This window comes from Variovorax sp. FW305-3-2-15-B-LB1, from assembly GCF_058787635.1.
The window spans coordinates 69,966-83,660 of the sequence record NZ_JBYSZY010000027.1; the positions used below are offsets into that span (position 1 = coordinate 69,966).

Annotated in this window: 12 protein-coding genes; 1 reads left to right on the forward strand and 11 read right to left on the reverse strand. The window is 71.3% G+C overall.

Annotation, left to right across the window (positions count from 1 at the left end; all coding sequences use genetic code 11):
• Positions 1–7: 7 nt before the first annotated feature.
• From AC3WQR_RS17965 to AC3WQR_RS18000, 8 genes are all read right to left on the reverse strand, one after another.
• On the reverse strand, positions 8–1,585 hold the full coding sequence (locus tag AC3WQR_RS17965) for an acyl-CoA synthetase (protein WP_492743065.1): 1,578 nt from the start codon (positions 1,583–1,585) through the stop codon (positions 8–10).
• Between the two features lie 74 nt (positions 1,586–1,659).
• The gene (locus tag AC3WQR_RS17970) at positions 1,660–2,763 is read right to left on the reverse strand and encodes a CaiB/BaiF CoA transferase family protein (protein WP_492743066.1); all 1,104 of its coding nucleotides are present in this window, start codon (positions 2,761–2,763) and stop codon (positions 1,660–1,662) included.
• A gap of 106 nt (positions 2,764–2,869) precedes the next feature.
• Complete coding sequence (locus AC3WQR_RS17975) at positions 2,870–3,700, reverse strand: enoyl-CoA hydratase/isomerase family protein (RefSeq protein WP_492743067.1); 831 nt, start codon at positions 3,698–3,700, stop codon at positions 2,870–2,872.
• 20 nt (positions 3,701–3,720) lie between these two features.
• Positions 3,721–4,500 carry an enoyl-CoA hydratase-related protein gene (locus AC3WQR_RS17980; RefSeq protein ID WP_492743068.1) on the reverse strand — a complete coding sequence of 260 codons (780 nt, stop codon included), beginning with the start codon at positions 4,498–4,500 and terminating at the stop codon, positions 3,721–3,723.
• Positions 4,497–6,011, reverse strand: coding sequence for an acetyl-CoA acetyltransferase (locus AC3WQR_RS17985; RefSeq protein WP_492743069.1), 1,515 nt, complete (start codon positions 6,009–6,011; stop codon positions 4,497–4,499). Before AC3WQR_RS17985 ends, AC3WQR_RS17980 begins: the two co-directional genes overlap by 4 nt.
• Before the next feature lie 4 nt (positions 6,012–6,015).
• Positions 6,016–7,170, reverse strand: coding sequence for an acyl-CoA dehydrogenase family protein (locus tag AC3WQR_RS17990; RefSeq protein ID WP_492743070.1), 1,155 nt, complete (start codon positions 7,168–7,170; stop codon positions 6,016–6,018).
• Between the two features lie 12 nt (positions 7,171–7,182).
• Entirely contained in the window at positions 7,183–8,385 is a 1,203-nt protein-coding gene (locus tag AC3WQR_RS17995; protein ID WP_492743071.1) for an acyl-CoA dehydrogenase family protein, read from the reverse strand.
• Positions 8,386–8,534: 149 nt separating this feature from the next.
• Positions 8,535–9,404, reverse strand: coding sequence for a UDP-2,3-diacylglucosamine diphosphatase (locus tag AC3WQR_RS18000; RefSeq protein ID WP_062482079.1), 870 nt, complete (start codon positions 9,402–9,404; stop codon positions 8,535–8,537).
• Between the two features lie 94 nt (positions 9,405–9,498).
• Here AC3WQR_RS18000 and AC3WQR_RS18005 point away from each other — a divergent pair, with 94 nt between their 5' ends.
• On the forward strand, positions 9,499–11,247 hold the full coding sequence (locus AC3WQR_RS18005) for a lysoplasmalogenase family protein (protein ID WP_492743072.1): 1,749 nt from the start codon (positions 9,499–9,501) through the stop codon (positions 11,245–11,247).
• A gap of 28 nt (positions 11,248–11,275) precedes the next feature.
• Here the strand turns inward: AC3WQR_RS18005 and AC3WQR_RS18010 are convergent, their stop codons facing one another.
• Genes AC3WQR_RS18010 through ruvB form a run of 3 tightly spaced genes read right to left on the reverse strand, consistent with a single transcriptional unit; the run spans position 11,276 to position 13,674 of the window.
• The gene (locus AC3WQR_RS18010; RefSeq protein WP_492743073.1) at positions 11,276–11,653 is read right to left on the reverse strand and encodes a nuclear transport factor 2 family protein; all 378 of its coding nucleotides are present in this window, start codon (positions 11,651–11,653) and stop codon (positions 11,276–11,278) included.
• 28 nt (positions 11,654–11,681) lie between these two features.
• Positions 11,682–12,644 carry a CDF family Co(II)/Ni(II) efflux transporter DmeF gene (dmeF, locus tag AC3WQR_RS18015; protein WP_492743074.1) on the reverse strand — a complete coding sequence of 321 codons (963 nt, stop codon included), beginning with the start codon at positions 12,642–12,644 and terminating at the stop codon, positions 11,682–11,684.
• Positions 12,645–12,654: 10 nt separating this feature from the next.
• Complete coding sequence (gene ruvB / locus AC3WQR_RS18020) at positions 12,655–13,674, reverse strand: Holliday junction branch migration DNA helicase RuvB (RefSeq protein ID WP_492743075.1); 1,020 nt, start codon at positions 13,672–13,674, stop codon at positions 12,655–12,657.
• Positions 13,675–13,695 lie beyond the last annotated feature (21 nt).

The following is a 13,695-nucleotide window of genomic DNA, read 5'->3' on the forward strand; positions in this document are numbered from 1 at the left end:
TTTTTCGTCAGGCAACCCGGCGTGCGTGGCCGGCCCAGTGCGGCTCGCGCAGGCGGTACTTCATGACCTTGCCGGCGCCCGAGATCGGCAGCGCGTCGACGAATTCGACGCTGCGCGGGCACTTGTAGCCGGCGATCAGTTCGCGGCAATGGGCGATGAGCGCGTCTGCATCCGCGTCGGTGCCGGGCTTGCGCACCATCACCGCATGCACGGCCTCGCCCCAGCGCTCGTCGGGCACGCCGATGACGGCGGCGGCGGCCACGGCGGGGTGGCGCGCGAGCGCGCCCTCGACCTCCGCGCAGTAGATGTTCTCGCCGCCGCTCACGATCATGTCCTTGTAGCGGTCGACGATGAAGACGAAGCCGTCGTCGTCCATGCGCGCCGCGTCGCCGGTGTGCATCCAGCCGTCGCGCAGCGCGGCGGCCGTCTGCTCCGGCAGGTTCCAGTAGCCCTGCATCACGCACGGGCTGCGCACCGTGAGTTCGCCCACCGTGCCGCGCGGCACCTCGCGGCCGTCGCCGTCGCACACGCGCAGGTCGATGCCCGAGAGCGCCTGCCCGGCCGAGGCCAGCTTGCCGAGCTTGCGGCCTTCGGGCGAGTGGTAGTGGCGCGTGAGGTAGCTCACGCCGGCCGACAGCTCGGTCATGCCGTAGCCCTGCGCGAACTCGGCCTGCGGAAAGGTGGCGAAGGCGCGCTCCAGCAGCGCCTCGGTGATGGGCGAGGCGCCGTAGCCCACGAAGCGCACGCTCGACAGGTCGGCCTGCGCGGTGCGCGGGTCGTCCACCAGCATCTGCAGCATGGCGGGCACGGCCATGAGGTTGGTGGCGCGGTCGCGCTCGATGGCGGCGAGCATGCCGTCCACCGAGAAGCCCGGCAGGATGATCTGCGCGCAGCCCATGAGCACGCCGCGCAGCAGGAAAGACAGCCCCGCCAGGTGAAAGAGCGGCGCCACCTGCAGCAGCCGCGCGCTGTCGTCGAAGAAGGCGCCGAGCATCGACACCTGCGCATTGATCACCAGCGCCGCGTGGCTGAGCATCACGCCCTTGGGCCGGCCGGTGGTGCCGCCGGTGTAGAACACGCCGGCCAGGTCGTCGCCGCCGCGCAGCGCGTCGGGCACGGGCTCGCTCTCGCGGACCAGCGCTTCGTATTCCGTCATGCCCGTGGGCGCCTGGCGCTCGCCCATGTAGACCCAGGTGGTGACGGCGCGTGCGGCAGCGCGCAGCGCGTCCGCCGTCGCCAGGAACTGGTCGTCCACGAACAGGATGTGCGTCGCGCAGTCGTCGAGCGAGTGCGCCATCTCGGCCACGCTCCAGCGTGTGTTGACCGGGTTGACCACGCCGCCGGCCCACCACACGGCCAGGTAGTACTCCAGCGTGCGGTCGGCGTTGAGCGCGAGCACGCCCACGCGGTCGCCGGGCTGCACGCCCAGGCGGCGCAGCCCGCCCGCCAGGCGCGCGACGCGCTCGCCGAGTTCGCCGTACGTGCGCGTGCGGCTCTGGAACACGGTGGCGACGGCGCGCGGGCTGCACTGCATGGCGCGGTGCAGGGCCTGCGTGAGGTACAGCGGCGGTGGCGTGGTGGGCATGGACAAGGCTCCTGTCGGTGCGGTGCGGAAATGCCATGCATGCGCGAACGCGCATGCCCGGAAAACGAGGGACGTCAGCGGGCTTCGGCCACGGGCGCTGCCGCGCCCCAGCGCTTGAGCAGCGCGGGCCCGTCGTCGGGCGACACGGCCGGCGGCACGACCGGCGCGGTGCGGCTGAAGCGCGGCGCGGGCGCGGGCTGCACCACGCCGCCCACGGTGGCGAAGGTGCCGCGCGCCACGTTGTGCGGGTGCTGCGGCGCCTCGTCCCAGTCGAGCACGGGGGCGAAGCAGGCGTCGCTGCCTTCGAGCAGCACGCACCACTCGTCGCGCGTGCGGGTGCGGAACACGTCGGCCAGGCGCAGCTTGAGCAGCGGCCAGCGGTCGGCGTCCATCTGGGCGTCGAAGGCGGGGTCGTCGACCAGGCCGCAGCGCTCGCGCAGCAGCGCGTAGAACTGCGGCTCGATGGAACCGATGGCCACGTACTTGCCGTCAGCGCAGGCGTAGGTGTCGTAGAAGTGAGCGCCGCCGTCGAGCAGGTTCTCGCCGCGCTGGTTGCTCCACTGGCCGGCCGACTTGAAGCCGTACATCATGGCCGACAGCAGGGCGGCGCCGTCGGTCATGGCGGCGTCGACCACCTGGCCCTGGCCCGAGGCCTTGACCTCGTGCAGCGCGGCCAGCAAGCCGAAAGCCAGCAGCATGGCGCCGCCGCCGAAGTCGCCCACGTAGTTCAGCGGCGGCACGGGCGCCTCGCCCGAGCGGCCGATGGCGTGCAGCGCGCCGCTGATGGCGATGTAGTTGATGTCGTGGCCGGCCGCGTGCGCCAGCGGGCCGTGCTGGCCCCAGCCGGTCATGCGGCCGTAGACCAGGCGCGGGTTGCGCGCGTGGCATTCGGACGGGCCCAGGCCCAGGCGTTCCATCACGCCGGGGCGGAAGCCCTCGATGAGGATGTCGGCGCGCGCGATGGCGTCGAGCACCGGCGCGGCGTCGTCGGGGGCGCGCAGGTCGACCTCCCAGGTGCTGCGCCCGCGCGCCAGGATGTCGTGGGGGTCGCGCCGCGTGCCGGGGCGCGCGATGCGCAGCACCTCCGCGCCCATGTCGGCGAACAGCATCGCGCAAAAGGGGCCGGGGCCGATGCCGGCCATCTCGACGACCCGAAGTCCTTTCAGGGGTCCTGCCATGTGTGTCTCCTCTGGCGCGCACCCGGCGGCCTGTTGTGTGAAGGCATCTTGGCGCGGGGGCGCCGCCGTCGCATCGTCGGAAGCGACGAAAGCGAGGCAGGACGGTTCAACGGCCCGTGAAGACGGGCGCGCGCTTGGCCGCGAAGGCGGCGGCGGCCTCGCGGAAATCCTCTGTCTTGAGCGCCAGCACCTGGGCGCGGTTCTCCACCTCGAGCGCGGCATCGAGGCTCGGGGCTTCGAGGTTGGCCCACATGAGCTGCTTGGTGTGGCGCATGGCATAAGGGCTGTTGCGCAGCACGTCGGCGGCCATGGCGAGTGCGCGCGGCAGCAAGGCCTCGTCGTCGACCAGCGCGGCGACCAGGCCGATGCGCTCGGCCTCGTCGGCCGGCACGGGGCGACCCGTGAGCATGAGCTCGAAGGCGCGCGAGGCGCCCACCAGCCGCGGCAGGTGGTAGCTGATGCCGCACTCGCCGGCCGTGAGGCCGATGCGCACCGCGCCCACGTGGAACGACGCCGAGCGTGCGGCCACGCGGATGTCGGCGCCCAGCGTGAGCGCAAAGCCCGCACCCACGGCCACGCCGTTGACGGCGGCGATCACCACCTTGTCGAGCGCGCGCAGCCGCCGCACCATGCCGGCGAACAGCTCCTGCCCCGCCATCAGGTCGGCCACCGAGGGCTCGCCGTCGAGCGGCTGGTTGTCGCGGCGCGTGAGCGGCGTCGTGAGGTCCCAGCCGGCGCAGAAGCCGCGCCCCGCGCCGATGAGCACCAGCACGCGCACGCTGTCGTCCTGCGCCAGTGCGTCGAGCGCGGCGCACAGGCGCCGCACGGTGGGCTGGCTCAGTGCGTTCAGGCGCGCCGGGCGGTTCAGCGTGAGCAGCGCGATGCCTGCGCGGCTGCGGTCGATGAGGATGTCGTCGTCTGCTTCGCTGTCGGGCATGGCTGTCTCTTTCTTGGGGTTCAGCGCCCGGTCCAGCGCGGCGCGCGTTTCTCGATGAAGGCGCGCGGGCCTTCCTTGAAGTCTTCGCTCGCGGCCACGCGTTCGAAGGCGTCGCGCGTGAGGGCGCGCAGCGCGGCCTCGTCGAGCCCGCTGTTCGCTTCGCGCGCCACGCGCAGGCTCTGGCGCACCGCCACCGGGGCGTTGCGCGCGATCTCGGCGGCCAGCGCCAGCGCGGCTTCGCGCAGCCCCTCGACGTCATCCACGAGGCGGTTGACCAGGCCGAAGCCGTGCGCGCGCTCGGCATCGAGCTGGCCGGCCGTGAGGATCAGCTCGAGCGCGATGTTCGGCGGAATGGCGCGCGGCAGCCGGTACAGCCCGCCCGCCGCGGCGATCAGCCCGCGCAGCACCTCGGGCAGGCCGAAGGCGGCCTGCCGCACGGCCACGACGAGGTCGCAGGCCAGCACGAGCTCGGTGCCGCCGGCCAGCGCCTTGCCGTTGACGGCGGCGATCCACGGCTTGCTGCGCTCGCGGTACACGAAGCCCGCGAAGCCGCCGCGCTCGGTGCGCAACGCGCTGCCGCGCCCGGCCGACACCTCCTTCAGATCGGCGCCCGCGCAGAAGGCCTCGCGGCCGGCGCCGGTGAGCACCACGGCGCGGATGTCGTCGTCGGCCTCGGTGGCATCGACGGCGGCTTCGAGCCCCGACGCCACGTCGCCGTTGACGGCGTTGCGCGCCTCGGGGCGGTCGATGGTGACGAGGGCGACGTGGCCAGGCAAACGTTCGACAGTCACGGCGCTCATGACACGCTCCAGTTCAAGAGATCGTCCGCACCGGCCGTCACGGTGCCACTGCAACCGACGGGGCTGCGGTCGAGGTCGGTCAGCACCTTCAGCGAAGCCGTGTCCGTGGCTTCGACGCGCGCCATGAGCCGTTCGCCGGCCGGCGTGCGCGCGATCACGATGCCCTGCGAGGGCTGGCCGTCGCGGCCGTAGACCACGGTGAAGGTCTCCAGCGTGGCGGCGCCCGCGTACTGCAGCACCAGCGGCGGCACCGGCCCGCGCCGCGCATCGGCGGCGGCCTGCACGTCGTAGTCGGGCTTCGGAAGCCCCTGCGGCGGCGGGCTGGAGCCCAGCACCAGCGCGTGGTGCTTGGTGACGTACTCGCCCTGTCCGTAGAGCAGCGCGGCCTTGCCCTTCGGCGCGGCGCGCAGTGCGCGCACCAGGCCGGCGGCGGCGTGCGTCATGTAGTCGTTGAGCGGCGCGCCGAAGAAGCTCAGGCCGCCGGTGGAGGTCATGCGCGCCTCGGGCGCCAGGCCCAGCGTGCGGCGCGCCATCTTGGGCACGATGGGGAAGCAGCTGTACAGCTCCAGCATCTCGAAGGCCGAGGCGTCGCCGCCGACCTGCGCGAGCACGGTTTCCATCACCAGGTCCTGCGCGTGCGAGCGGTGGTACTGGTCGCGCTGCAGGTAGTCGCGCGGTTCGCGCGCGGCGGCGCCGTCCCACACGTAGACCCAGCGGTCTTCGGGAATGCCGAGTTCGCGCGCATGGCCCACGCTGGTGAGCAGCACGGCCGCGCCCATGTTGACCAGCGGGTTGGCCACCATGTGCTTGGTGTAGGGCCAGGCGATGAGGCGGTTGGCCGCGTCGACGCGCGCGATGTCCTCGGGCGTGAAGGGCTTGCGCAGCCAGGCATAGGGGTTGGCGGCGGCCACCTCGGAGTAGCGCGCCCACAGGCGCGACGACTCGTCCTGCGCCTGGCGCGGCGTCTGGCCCCAGTGGGCGAGCGCGGCGTTCTCGTAGAAGGGGTAGATGGTGGTCGGCATGGCCGCGCCGAGCTGGATCGCCACGGGGTGGCAGATGTCGGTGCCGCGCACCAGCTTCACGCTGTCGTCGCGCGGGGTCCAGTCGAGCGGGATGCCGAGCTTGGCGGCGGCGTCGACCGTGTAGCGCGCCTCGGCGCCCGTGATGGCCGCCACCTTGCTCTCGCCGCGCGCGATGCGCAGCGCGGCCTCGTGGATGTAGCGCACCGGCGATTCGCCCCCGGTGACGCCGTAGACGCTGCGCGCCGGGCTGCAGCCCAGTCGCGCATTGAGCAGCGCGGGCGCGTCGGTGTAGGGCCACGAGTACTCGCAGACGACGTCGAGCGAGTCGAGGCCGGCCAGCAGCGCGGCGGCGCCGCTGTCCTGTGCGGCGGCGCGCATGGCGCGCGCCATCAGCTCGATGGGTTCCAGGCCTTCGGCGGCCTCCTTGGTGCGGTGCGTGATCTCGCCGACGCCGACGATGACCGGCGTGCGGTCGTCCAGTGCTGTCATGGGTTTACTGCTGCTCTGAGAGTTGTTGCTGTTGCTGAAGCTGTGCCACGCGGCGCAGGTGCCACGCGGGCGGGCCGAACTGGCCTTCGATGAGGGTGGCGCGGCGCACGTAGTGGCCGACGGCGAGTTCTTCCGTCATGCCCATGCCACCGTGCAGCTGCACCGCGCCCTGCCCCACGGCGCGGCAGGCCTTGGCGACCGCGACCTTGGCGGAGGACACGGCGCGGGCGCGCGACGCTGCGTCGGCCCCCGCGGCCAGTGCCTCGCCCACGCTGGCGGTGAGCGCGTCGGCCTGTTCGAGTGCCATGTGCATGTCGGCGAGCCGGTGCTGCAGCACCTGGAAGCTGGAGATCGGCACGCCGAACTGCTTGCGCTGGCGCACGTAGTCGAGCGTGTCGCGCATCAGCCGGCGCAGGATGCCGATGGACTCGGCGCAGACCGCGAGCGTGGCTTCGTCGAGCGCCTGTTCGATCTGCGGCAGCGCTGCGCCTTCCTCGCCGAGCAAGGCATCGGCGTTCAGGCGCACCGCGTCGAAGGCGATGTCGGCCGCGCGGCCGCCGTCGCGTGTGCGGTAGGCGCGCAGCTGCACGCCGGGCGCGTTCTTGGGCACGACCAGCAACGACAAGCCCTTGTCGCTGCGCGCCGTGACGATGACATGGCTGGCCCACGGCGCGGCCTGCACCACGGCCTTGCGGCCGTCGAGCCGCAGCCGGCCGTCGGCCTCGCGCACGAGGGTCGTGCGCACGTCGTCGCGTGCATGGCGGCTGTGCGACTCGTCGTGCGCGAAGGCCAACACGGCCTGCCCCGCGACAACGCGCGCGAGCAGCGCATCGGACATCGCGCCCGGTTGGCGCTGCAGCAGGCCGGCGCCGATCACCAGCGTCGAAAGATACGGCTCGGCCGCGAGCGCGCCCCCCAGCGTGGGCAGCAGCGCGAGGTGCGCGGCCAGGCCGAGACCCAGCCCGCCCTGCGATTCGGGCAGGGCCGCGCCCAGCAGACCCAGGTCACTTGCCAGGCCTTGCCAGAACGGCGGCGGCGCATCGTCGGCGGCGGCCAGCGCATGAAGTCGCTGCTCGAAGCCGTGCTGGTCGTCGAGGTAGCGCGCGAGGCTGTCGCGCAGCATCGCAAGAGTGTCGTCTTGGTCGGTGAGGGTGGTCATGGCAGGCGGGCCTCAGCGGGATTGCAGCAACTGGGCCGCGATGATGTTGCGCTGCACTTCGTTGGAGCCGGCGTAGATCGACGCGGCGCGGTCGTTGAGGTAGGCCGACGTCGAGAACACCGCCTCCTCGGGCACGGCCAGCGCGCCCTGCAGGCTGTCGTCCAACGGCAGGTCGGCCGCCGCGTAGTGCGCGGCAATCTCCACGCCGAGTTCGGTCAGGCGCTGGCGCAGCTCGGAGCCCATCACCTTGCCCATCGAGGGCCGGATGCCGTGCGGCTCGCCGCGTGCCTGGGCGCGCAGCGACTGCAACTCGGTGGCCTCGACCGCATCGATGGCGCAGTCCATCTCGGCCAGGCGCAGTGCCATTTCGCGCGCCTCGTCGGCGGCGGACTCGCCTGCAGTCGCGAAGGCGCTGTCGGCCGCGGCGCGCAGCCGGCGCAGGCGCGCGCGCAGCATCGGCGCCCAGGCCCCGCCGCGCTCGTGCTGCAGCAGGTACTTGGCCACCGTCCAGCCCTGGTTCTCCTCGCCGATGAGGCCGCTGGCGGGCACGCGCACGTCGTCGAAGAACACCTGGTTGAGCTCGTGGTCGCCCGAGATGCTGATGATCGGACGGATGGTCAGGCCGGCCTGGGGGATGTCGAAGCACAGGAAGCTGATGCCCTGCTGCGCCTTGCCGCCCGAGGCCGTGCGCACAAGGCAGAACATGCGGTTGGCGTACTGCGCGTGGGTGGTCCAGATCTTGGTGCCGTTGATGACGTAGTCGTCGCCGTCACGCACCGCCTTGCATTGCAGCGAGGCCAGGTCGGAGCCCGACTGCGGCTCGGAGTAGCCCTGGCACCAATAATCTTCGCCCGAACGGATGCCGGGCAGCCAGGCCTGCTTCTGCGCCTCGGTGCCGAAGGCGATGATCACCGGCGCCACCATGCCGGGCCCCATGGGCGCGCGCGGCGGCGCGTCGGCCGCGGCCAGCTCGCTCGCGAAGAGGTAGTGCTGCATCGGCGTCCAGCCGGTGCCGCCGTGCTCCACCGGCCAGTGCGGCACGCTCCAGCCGCGCCGGGCCAGCACGCGGTGCCAGCGGTTGCCGTCGGCGTAGTCGGTGAAGATGCCGGAGCAGCGGCGCCCTGCGGCGCGCAACTCAGGCGTCAGCTCGCGCGCGAGAAAGTCGCGAACCTCGTCGCGAAACGCGGTCTCCGCCGCGCTGAGGGTCCAGGCCATGGTGTTGTCTCACAGGGTTCACACCCGGCAAGTGTGCGGCGCGCGGGCCGGCGCGGCATCGTCGGATCGGACGAACGTGGGCGCCCCACCGCGGCGGTGAGCGCTTTTTTCTTCAGTTCTTGCGTCGGGGCCCGTGCAGGGCCGGACGTTCAGGCCGCGACCGCTTCGCGTGCCGGCACCGCTTGCGTCCCGACGGGCATGTGCTGCGCCCAGTCGATGATCTCGAGCGTGCCGTCGGCATGCTCGGCCAGCGCGGTGAGGCTTTCCACCCAGTCGCCGTCGTTGCAGTACAGGATGCCGTCGATGTCGCGCATCTCGGCGTGGTGGATGTGGCCGCACACCACGCCCTGCGCGCCGCGGTTGCGGGCCTCGCGGGCCACGGCGTTCTCGAAGTCGCCCACGTAGCTCACGGCGCGCTTGACCTTGCCCTTGAGGTACTTCGAGAGCGACCAGTACGGCAGCCCCATGCGCGCGCGCAGCGAGTTGAGGTGGCGATTCAGCTTGAGCGTGAACTCGTAGAGCGAGTCGCCCACGTAGGCCAGCCACTTGGCGCACTGGATCACGCCGTCGAACAGGTCGCCGTGGATGATCCACAGCTTGCGGCCGTCGGCCGTCTCATGAATCCACTCGTCGGCCACGTCGATGCCGCCGAAGTTGTGGTTCAGGTACTTGCGGGCGAACTCGTCGTGGTTGCCCGGGATGAAGATCACGCGCGTGCCCTTGCGCGCCTTGCGCAGCAGCTTCTGGATCACGTCGTTGTGCGCCTGCGGCCAGTACCAGTGGCGCTTGAGCTGCCAGCCGTCGATGATGTCGCCGACCAGGAACAGCGTCTCGCACTCGGTGTGCTTGAGGAAGTCGAGCAGCGCCCGCGCCTGGCAGCCGGGCGTGCCCAGGTGCAGGTCGGAGATCCAGAGGGTGCGATAGCGCAGCGCCGGACGCGCCGCATCGTCGTCCTCCGGCTCGGGAGGCTGGATCGCGGTGTCGCGCCAGGCGCGAAGGAAAGCGTCGTCGCGTTGCATGGTCCGGCAGGTTCGCAGCCGCGCGTGACCGCGCGATGGCGACTCCGTGACATCCCGGTGACGCGTGGCACCGGGGCAACGCCACAATCGGACGATGCGCTCTGGCCAGATCATCGTTCTCGTGTCCCCCGTGTTCTTTTTGCTGATCGCGATCGAGTTCGCGGTCGGCCGCGCGCGCGCCCGGCGCGGCACCGGGCAGGACACCTACCGCCTGGCCGACGCCGTGAACAGCATCGGGCTGGGCATGCTGAGCCAGATCAGCGCGGTGCTCATGGGGCTCTTGCGCGTCGGCATCTACACCGCCGTGTACTCGGCCGTGGCGCTCTTTCCGCAAGAGGCGGCGCGCGAGTTCTGGACCACCTGGTACGGCTGGCTGCTGGCGCTGGTGTTCTACGACTTCTGCTACTACTGGCTGCACCGCATGGGCCACGAGTCGGCCGTACTGTGGGCCGCGCACGTGGTGCACCACCAGAGCCAGCACTACAACCTGTCGACCGCGCTGCGCCAGACCTCGAGCGGCGCGCTGCTGGGCTGGCTCTTCTACCTGCCGATGGCCGTGGCCGGCGTTCCGCCGCTGGTGTTCGTCGTGGTGGCGCTCATCGACCTGCTCTACCAGTTCTGGGTCCACACCGAACAGGTCGGCAAGCTCGGCTGGTTCGACCGCTGGTTCTGCTCGCCCTCGAACCACCGCGTGCACCACGCGGTGAACGACACGTATCTGGACCGCAACTACGGCGGCGTGCTGATCGTGTGGGACCGCCTCTTCGGCACCTTTCGCGAGGAGGACGAGCGCTGCGTGTACGGCACGCGCGGCGAGCTGAAAAGCTGGGACCCGCTGTGGGCCAACGCCGAGGTCTACTGGGCGCTCGCGAAAGATTCATGGCATGCGCGCCGCTGGTCCGACAAGCTGCGCGTGTGGTTCAAGCCGCCCGGCTGGCGCCCGGCCGACGTGGCGGCGCGCTACCCGAAGCCTGCTTTCGACATCGCGAAGGTCACGCGCTACGAGCCCGTGGTGAGCCGCGGCGTGCAGTGGTTCGCGGGCCTGCAGTTCCTCGCGCTGCTGGCCGGCGTGACGGTGTTCCTGTGGTACTCCGACGCCGTGCCGCTGCCGCAGGCCGCCGTCTGGCTGGCCGCGCTGACGGCCGGGCTGTGGGCCGTGGGCGCGGTGCTGCAGGGGCGGCTGTCGGTCACCGAGGTGCTGCTGGTCGAGGCCGCCGCGCTGGCCACGGCGAGCGCGGCCTTGGGCATCGGCTGGCTGCACTTCCTCTTCAAGCCATTGGCGCTGGCCATCGCCATCGCCTTCGCGGCCCGCCGCGCGCAACGCCAGCCCGGCGGCCTCACGCGCTTCGATGTGCTGCTGTTGACTGGCCTGGTCTTCTCGCTCGCGGGCGACGTGCTGCTGATGGGGCCGGCCAACTTCTTCGTGCCCGGGCTCGTGTGCTTCCTGCTCGCGCACCTGGCGTACATCGCGCTGTTCCGCATCGGCGTCGGGCTGTTCCCGCGCCCGCGCGCGCTGGCAGCCACCGTGCTGATCGGCGCGGGCATGTACGCCTTCCTGTGGCAGGGCGGCCTGCCGGTGGCGCTGCGCATCCCGGTCGGGTTCTATGTGGTGGTGATCGCCTGCATGGCGGCCCAGGCCATCGGGCGCGCGGCGGTGTTGCGTTCAAGCGACCCGGCCGCGCTGTGGGTGGCGTTGGGCGCCTGCTTCTTCATGCTGAGCGACGCGCTGCTGGCGATCAACCGGTTCGTGTCGCCGCTGCCGCTGGCGTCGCTGTGGGTGCTGGCGACGTACTACACGGCGCAAATGCTGATCGTGCGGCACGTCCGGCGGCCGACGGCCTGACTTGCTTCTGAAGGCACAGCCCGGCCTGCTAGTCGGCCGGGCGCCCCATCGTCGGCGGGCCGATCTCGAACGATGCCGTGTGGATGAGGCCCTGGCGGACCACGTAGACGCACACCATCTCCACGGTGCCGATCCCCTCCGGGAAGTTGCGCGTCACCACCTCGTGATCGACAACGACATGCCCCATGACCGAGCGCTGCAACAGGCGTGCATGAAGGTCAGGCTCGGCAAAGCGAATCGCGGTTCGGGCGCGCAACTCGGCGTGGCCGGCCGCCAGCAGCTTGCCTGCCAGTTCGAATTGTTTGGCGTCCTCGGCATAGGTGGCGAGCCACGCCTCGAGGTCTCTGGCGTTGTAGGCGGCCAGCTGGCGCTGCACCACGGCTTCCGGGGACGCATCGAGGGTCACGGATTCCAGCCTTCGTTCGACAGGCGTCTCAGTCCACGCAGCGCTGGATTTCGACCGTCGAATGCCGGATCTCCTCATGCATCGAAAAGCACGCCCGCACCTGGTCGGCCGTGAGCGTGGCCGAATGCGTCACCACCGTGAGCGCGCAGGCGTACGCATCGCGGCCGACGCGCCAGACGTGCAGGTCGGCCACGCGGGTTTCGGAATCGGCCAGCAGGGTCTCGACGCCTTCGCGGATTTCGGCGGTGACGGGGTGGTCCATCTCGCGGTCGAGCAGGACCTTGCCGGTTTCCTTCAGCAGGCCCTTGGCCCAGACGGCGACGAGCACGGCGCCGACGATGCCCATGGCCGGGTCGAGCCAGGACCAGCCGTAGAACCAGCCGCCCAGCAGCGCCGCGATGGCGAGCACCGAGGTGGCGGCGTCGGCCACCACGTGCAGGTAGGCGGAGCGCAGGTTGAGGTCGTGGCCGTGTGCGTGGTCGTGACCGTGGTGGTCATGACCGTGGTCGTGCCCATGGCCATGGCCATGGTGATCGTGCGAATGCCCCAGCAGCCGCGCGCAGACCAGGTTCACCACCAGGCCCAGCACCGCGATCGAGATGGCCTCGGGGTAGTGGATGGCCACGGGCGACCACAGCCGCTCCAGCGAACCCACCACCATGAGCGCGGCGACGCCGAGCAGCAGCAGCGCGCTCGCGAAGCCGCCGAGCACCTCGATCTTCCAGGTGCCGAAGGCAAAGCGCGGGTCGCGGGCGTAGCGCCGCGCGGCGGCGTAGGCAAAGGCGCTCAGGCCGATGGCCAGCGCGTGCGAACTCATGTGCCAGCCGTCGGCCAAAAGCGCCATGGAGTTGAACCACCAGCCGGCGCCGATCTCGACCACCATCATGGCGGCGGTGATCCACATCACGAGGCGGGTGCTGCGTTCGGCGGCGGCATTGCCGGCGCCGAAGTGGTGGTCGTGCTGCCAGGCGCTCAGGTCGTGGGTGTGCATGGAATTCTCTTCAGGCGCCGAACAGGTCCGAGCCGTCGGCGCGGCCCGAGGGCGGCACCACGCCCAGGTGGCGGTAGGCCGCGAGCGTGGCGATTCGCCCGCGCGGCGTGCGTTGCAGGTAGCCCTGCTGGATGAGGTAGGGCTCGATCACGTCTTCGATGGTGTCGCGCTCTTCGCCGATGCTGGCGGCCACGTTGTCCAGGCCGACCGGACCGCCGTCGAAGCGGTGGATGACGGCCTCGAGCAGCTTGCGGTCCATGAGGTCGAAGCCCTGCGGGTCGACGTCGAGCATGGCCAGCGCCTTGTGCGCGATGTCCTCGGTGATGCGGCCGTTGCCCTTGACCTCGGCGTAGTCGCGCACGCGGCGCAGCAGGCGGTTGGCGATGCGGGGCGTGCCGCGCGAACGGCGCGCGATCTCGAAGCCGCCGGCAGCGTCGGTCTCGACCTTGAGCAGGCCCGCGCTGCGGCGCACGATGAGCGCCAGCTCCTCGGGCGTGTAGAACTCCAGCCGCGCCACGATGCCGAAGCGGTCGCGCAGCGGGTTGGTCAGCATGCCGGCGCGGGTGGTGGCGCCCACCAGCGTGAAGGGCTGCAGGTCGAGCTTGATGCTGCGCGCCGCGGGGCCCTCGCCGATCATGATGTCGATCTGGTAGTCCTCCAGCGCGGGGTACAGGATTTCCTCGACGACCGGGCTCAGGCGGTGGATCTCGTCGATGAAGAGCACGTCGTTGGGCTCGAGGTTGGTCAGCAGCGCCGCCAGGTCCTTGGGCTTTTCGAGCACGGGGCCCGAGGTCTGGCGCAGGTTGACGCCCAGTTCGGCCGCGATGATGTGCGACAGCGTGGTCTTGCCCAGGCCCGGCGGGCCGAACAGCAGCACATGGTCGAGCGCCTCTTTGCGCTTGCGCGCGGCGCCGATGAAGATCTCGAGCTGCTCGCGCACCTTGGCCTGGCCGACGTACTCGTCGAGCAGCTTGGGCCGCAGGGCCCGCTCGATCGCCTCCTCGTTGGGCGAGGCGGGGGCGGCCAGCAGGTTCTTGGCGAACCAGCGGTT

Coding starts and splice junctions, on each gene's coding strand:
- AC3WQR_RS17980 (WP_492743068.1), bottom strand. CDS start 4,500: ATGAGCGCCGTGACTGTCGAACGTTTGCCTGGCCACGTCGCCCTCGTC.
- AC3WQR_RS17975 (WP_492743067.1), bottom strand. CDS start 3,700: ATGCCCGACAGCGAAGCAGACGACGACATCCTCATCGACCGCAGCCGC.
- AC3WQR_RS17985 (WP_492743069.1), bottom strand. CDS start 6,011: ATGACAGCACTGGACGACCGCACGCCGGTCATCGTCGGCGTCGGCGAG.
- AC3WQR_RS17970 (WP_492743066.1), bottom strand. CDS start 2,763: ATGGCAGGACCCCTGAAAGGACTTCGGGTCGTCGAGATGGCCGGCATC.
- AC3WQR_RS17990 (WP_492743070.1), bottom strand. CDS start 7,170: ATGACCACCCTCACCGACCAAGACGACACTCTTGCGATGCTGCGCGAC.
- AC3WQR_RS18000 (WP_062482079.1), bottom strand. CDS start 9,404: ATGCAACGCGACGACGCTTTCCTTCGCGCCTGGCGCGACACCGCGATC.
- AC3WQR_RS17965 (WP_492743065.1), bottom strand. CDS start 1,585: ATGCCCACCACGCCACCGCCGCTGTACCTCACGCAGGCCCTGCACCGC.
- AC3WQR_RS17995 (WP_492743071.1), bottom strand. CDS start 8,385: ATGGCCTGGACCCTCAGCGCGGCGGAGACCGCGTTTCGCGACGAGGTT.
- AC3WQR_RS18005 (WP_492743072.1), top strand. CDS start 9,499: ATGCGCTCTGGCCAGATCATCGTTCTCGTGTCCCCCGTGTTCTTTTTG.
- dmeF (WP_492743074.1), bottom strand. CDS start 12,644: ATGCACACCCACGACCTGAGCGCCTGGCAGCACGACCACCACTTCGGC.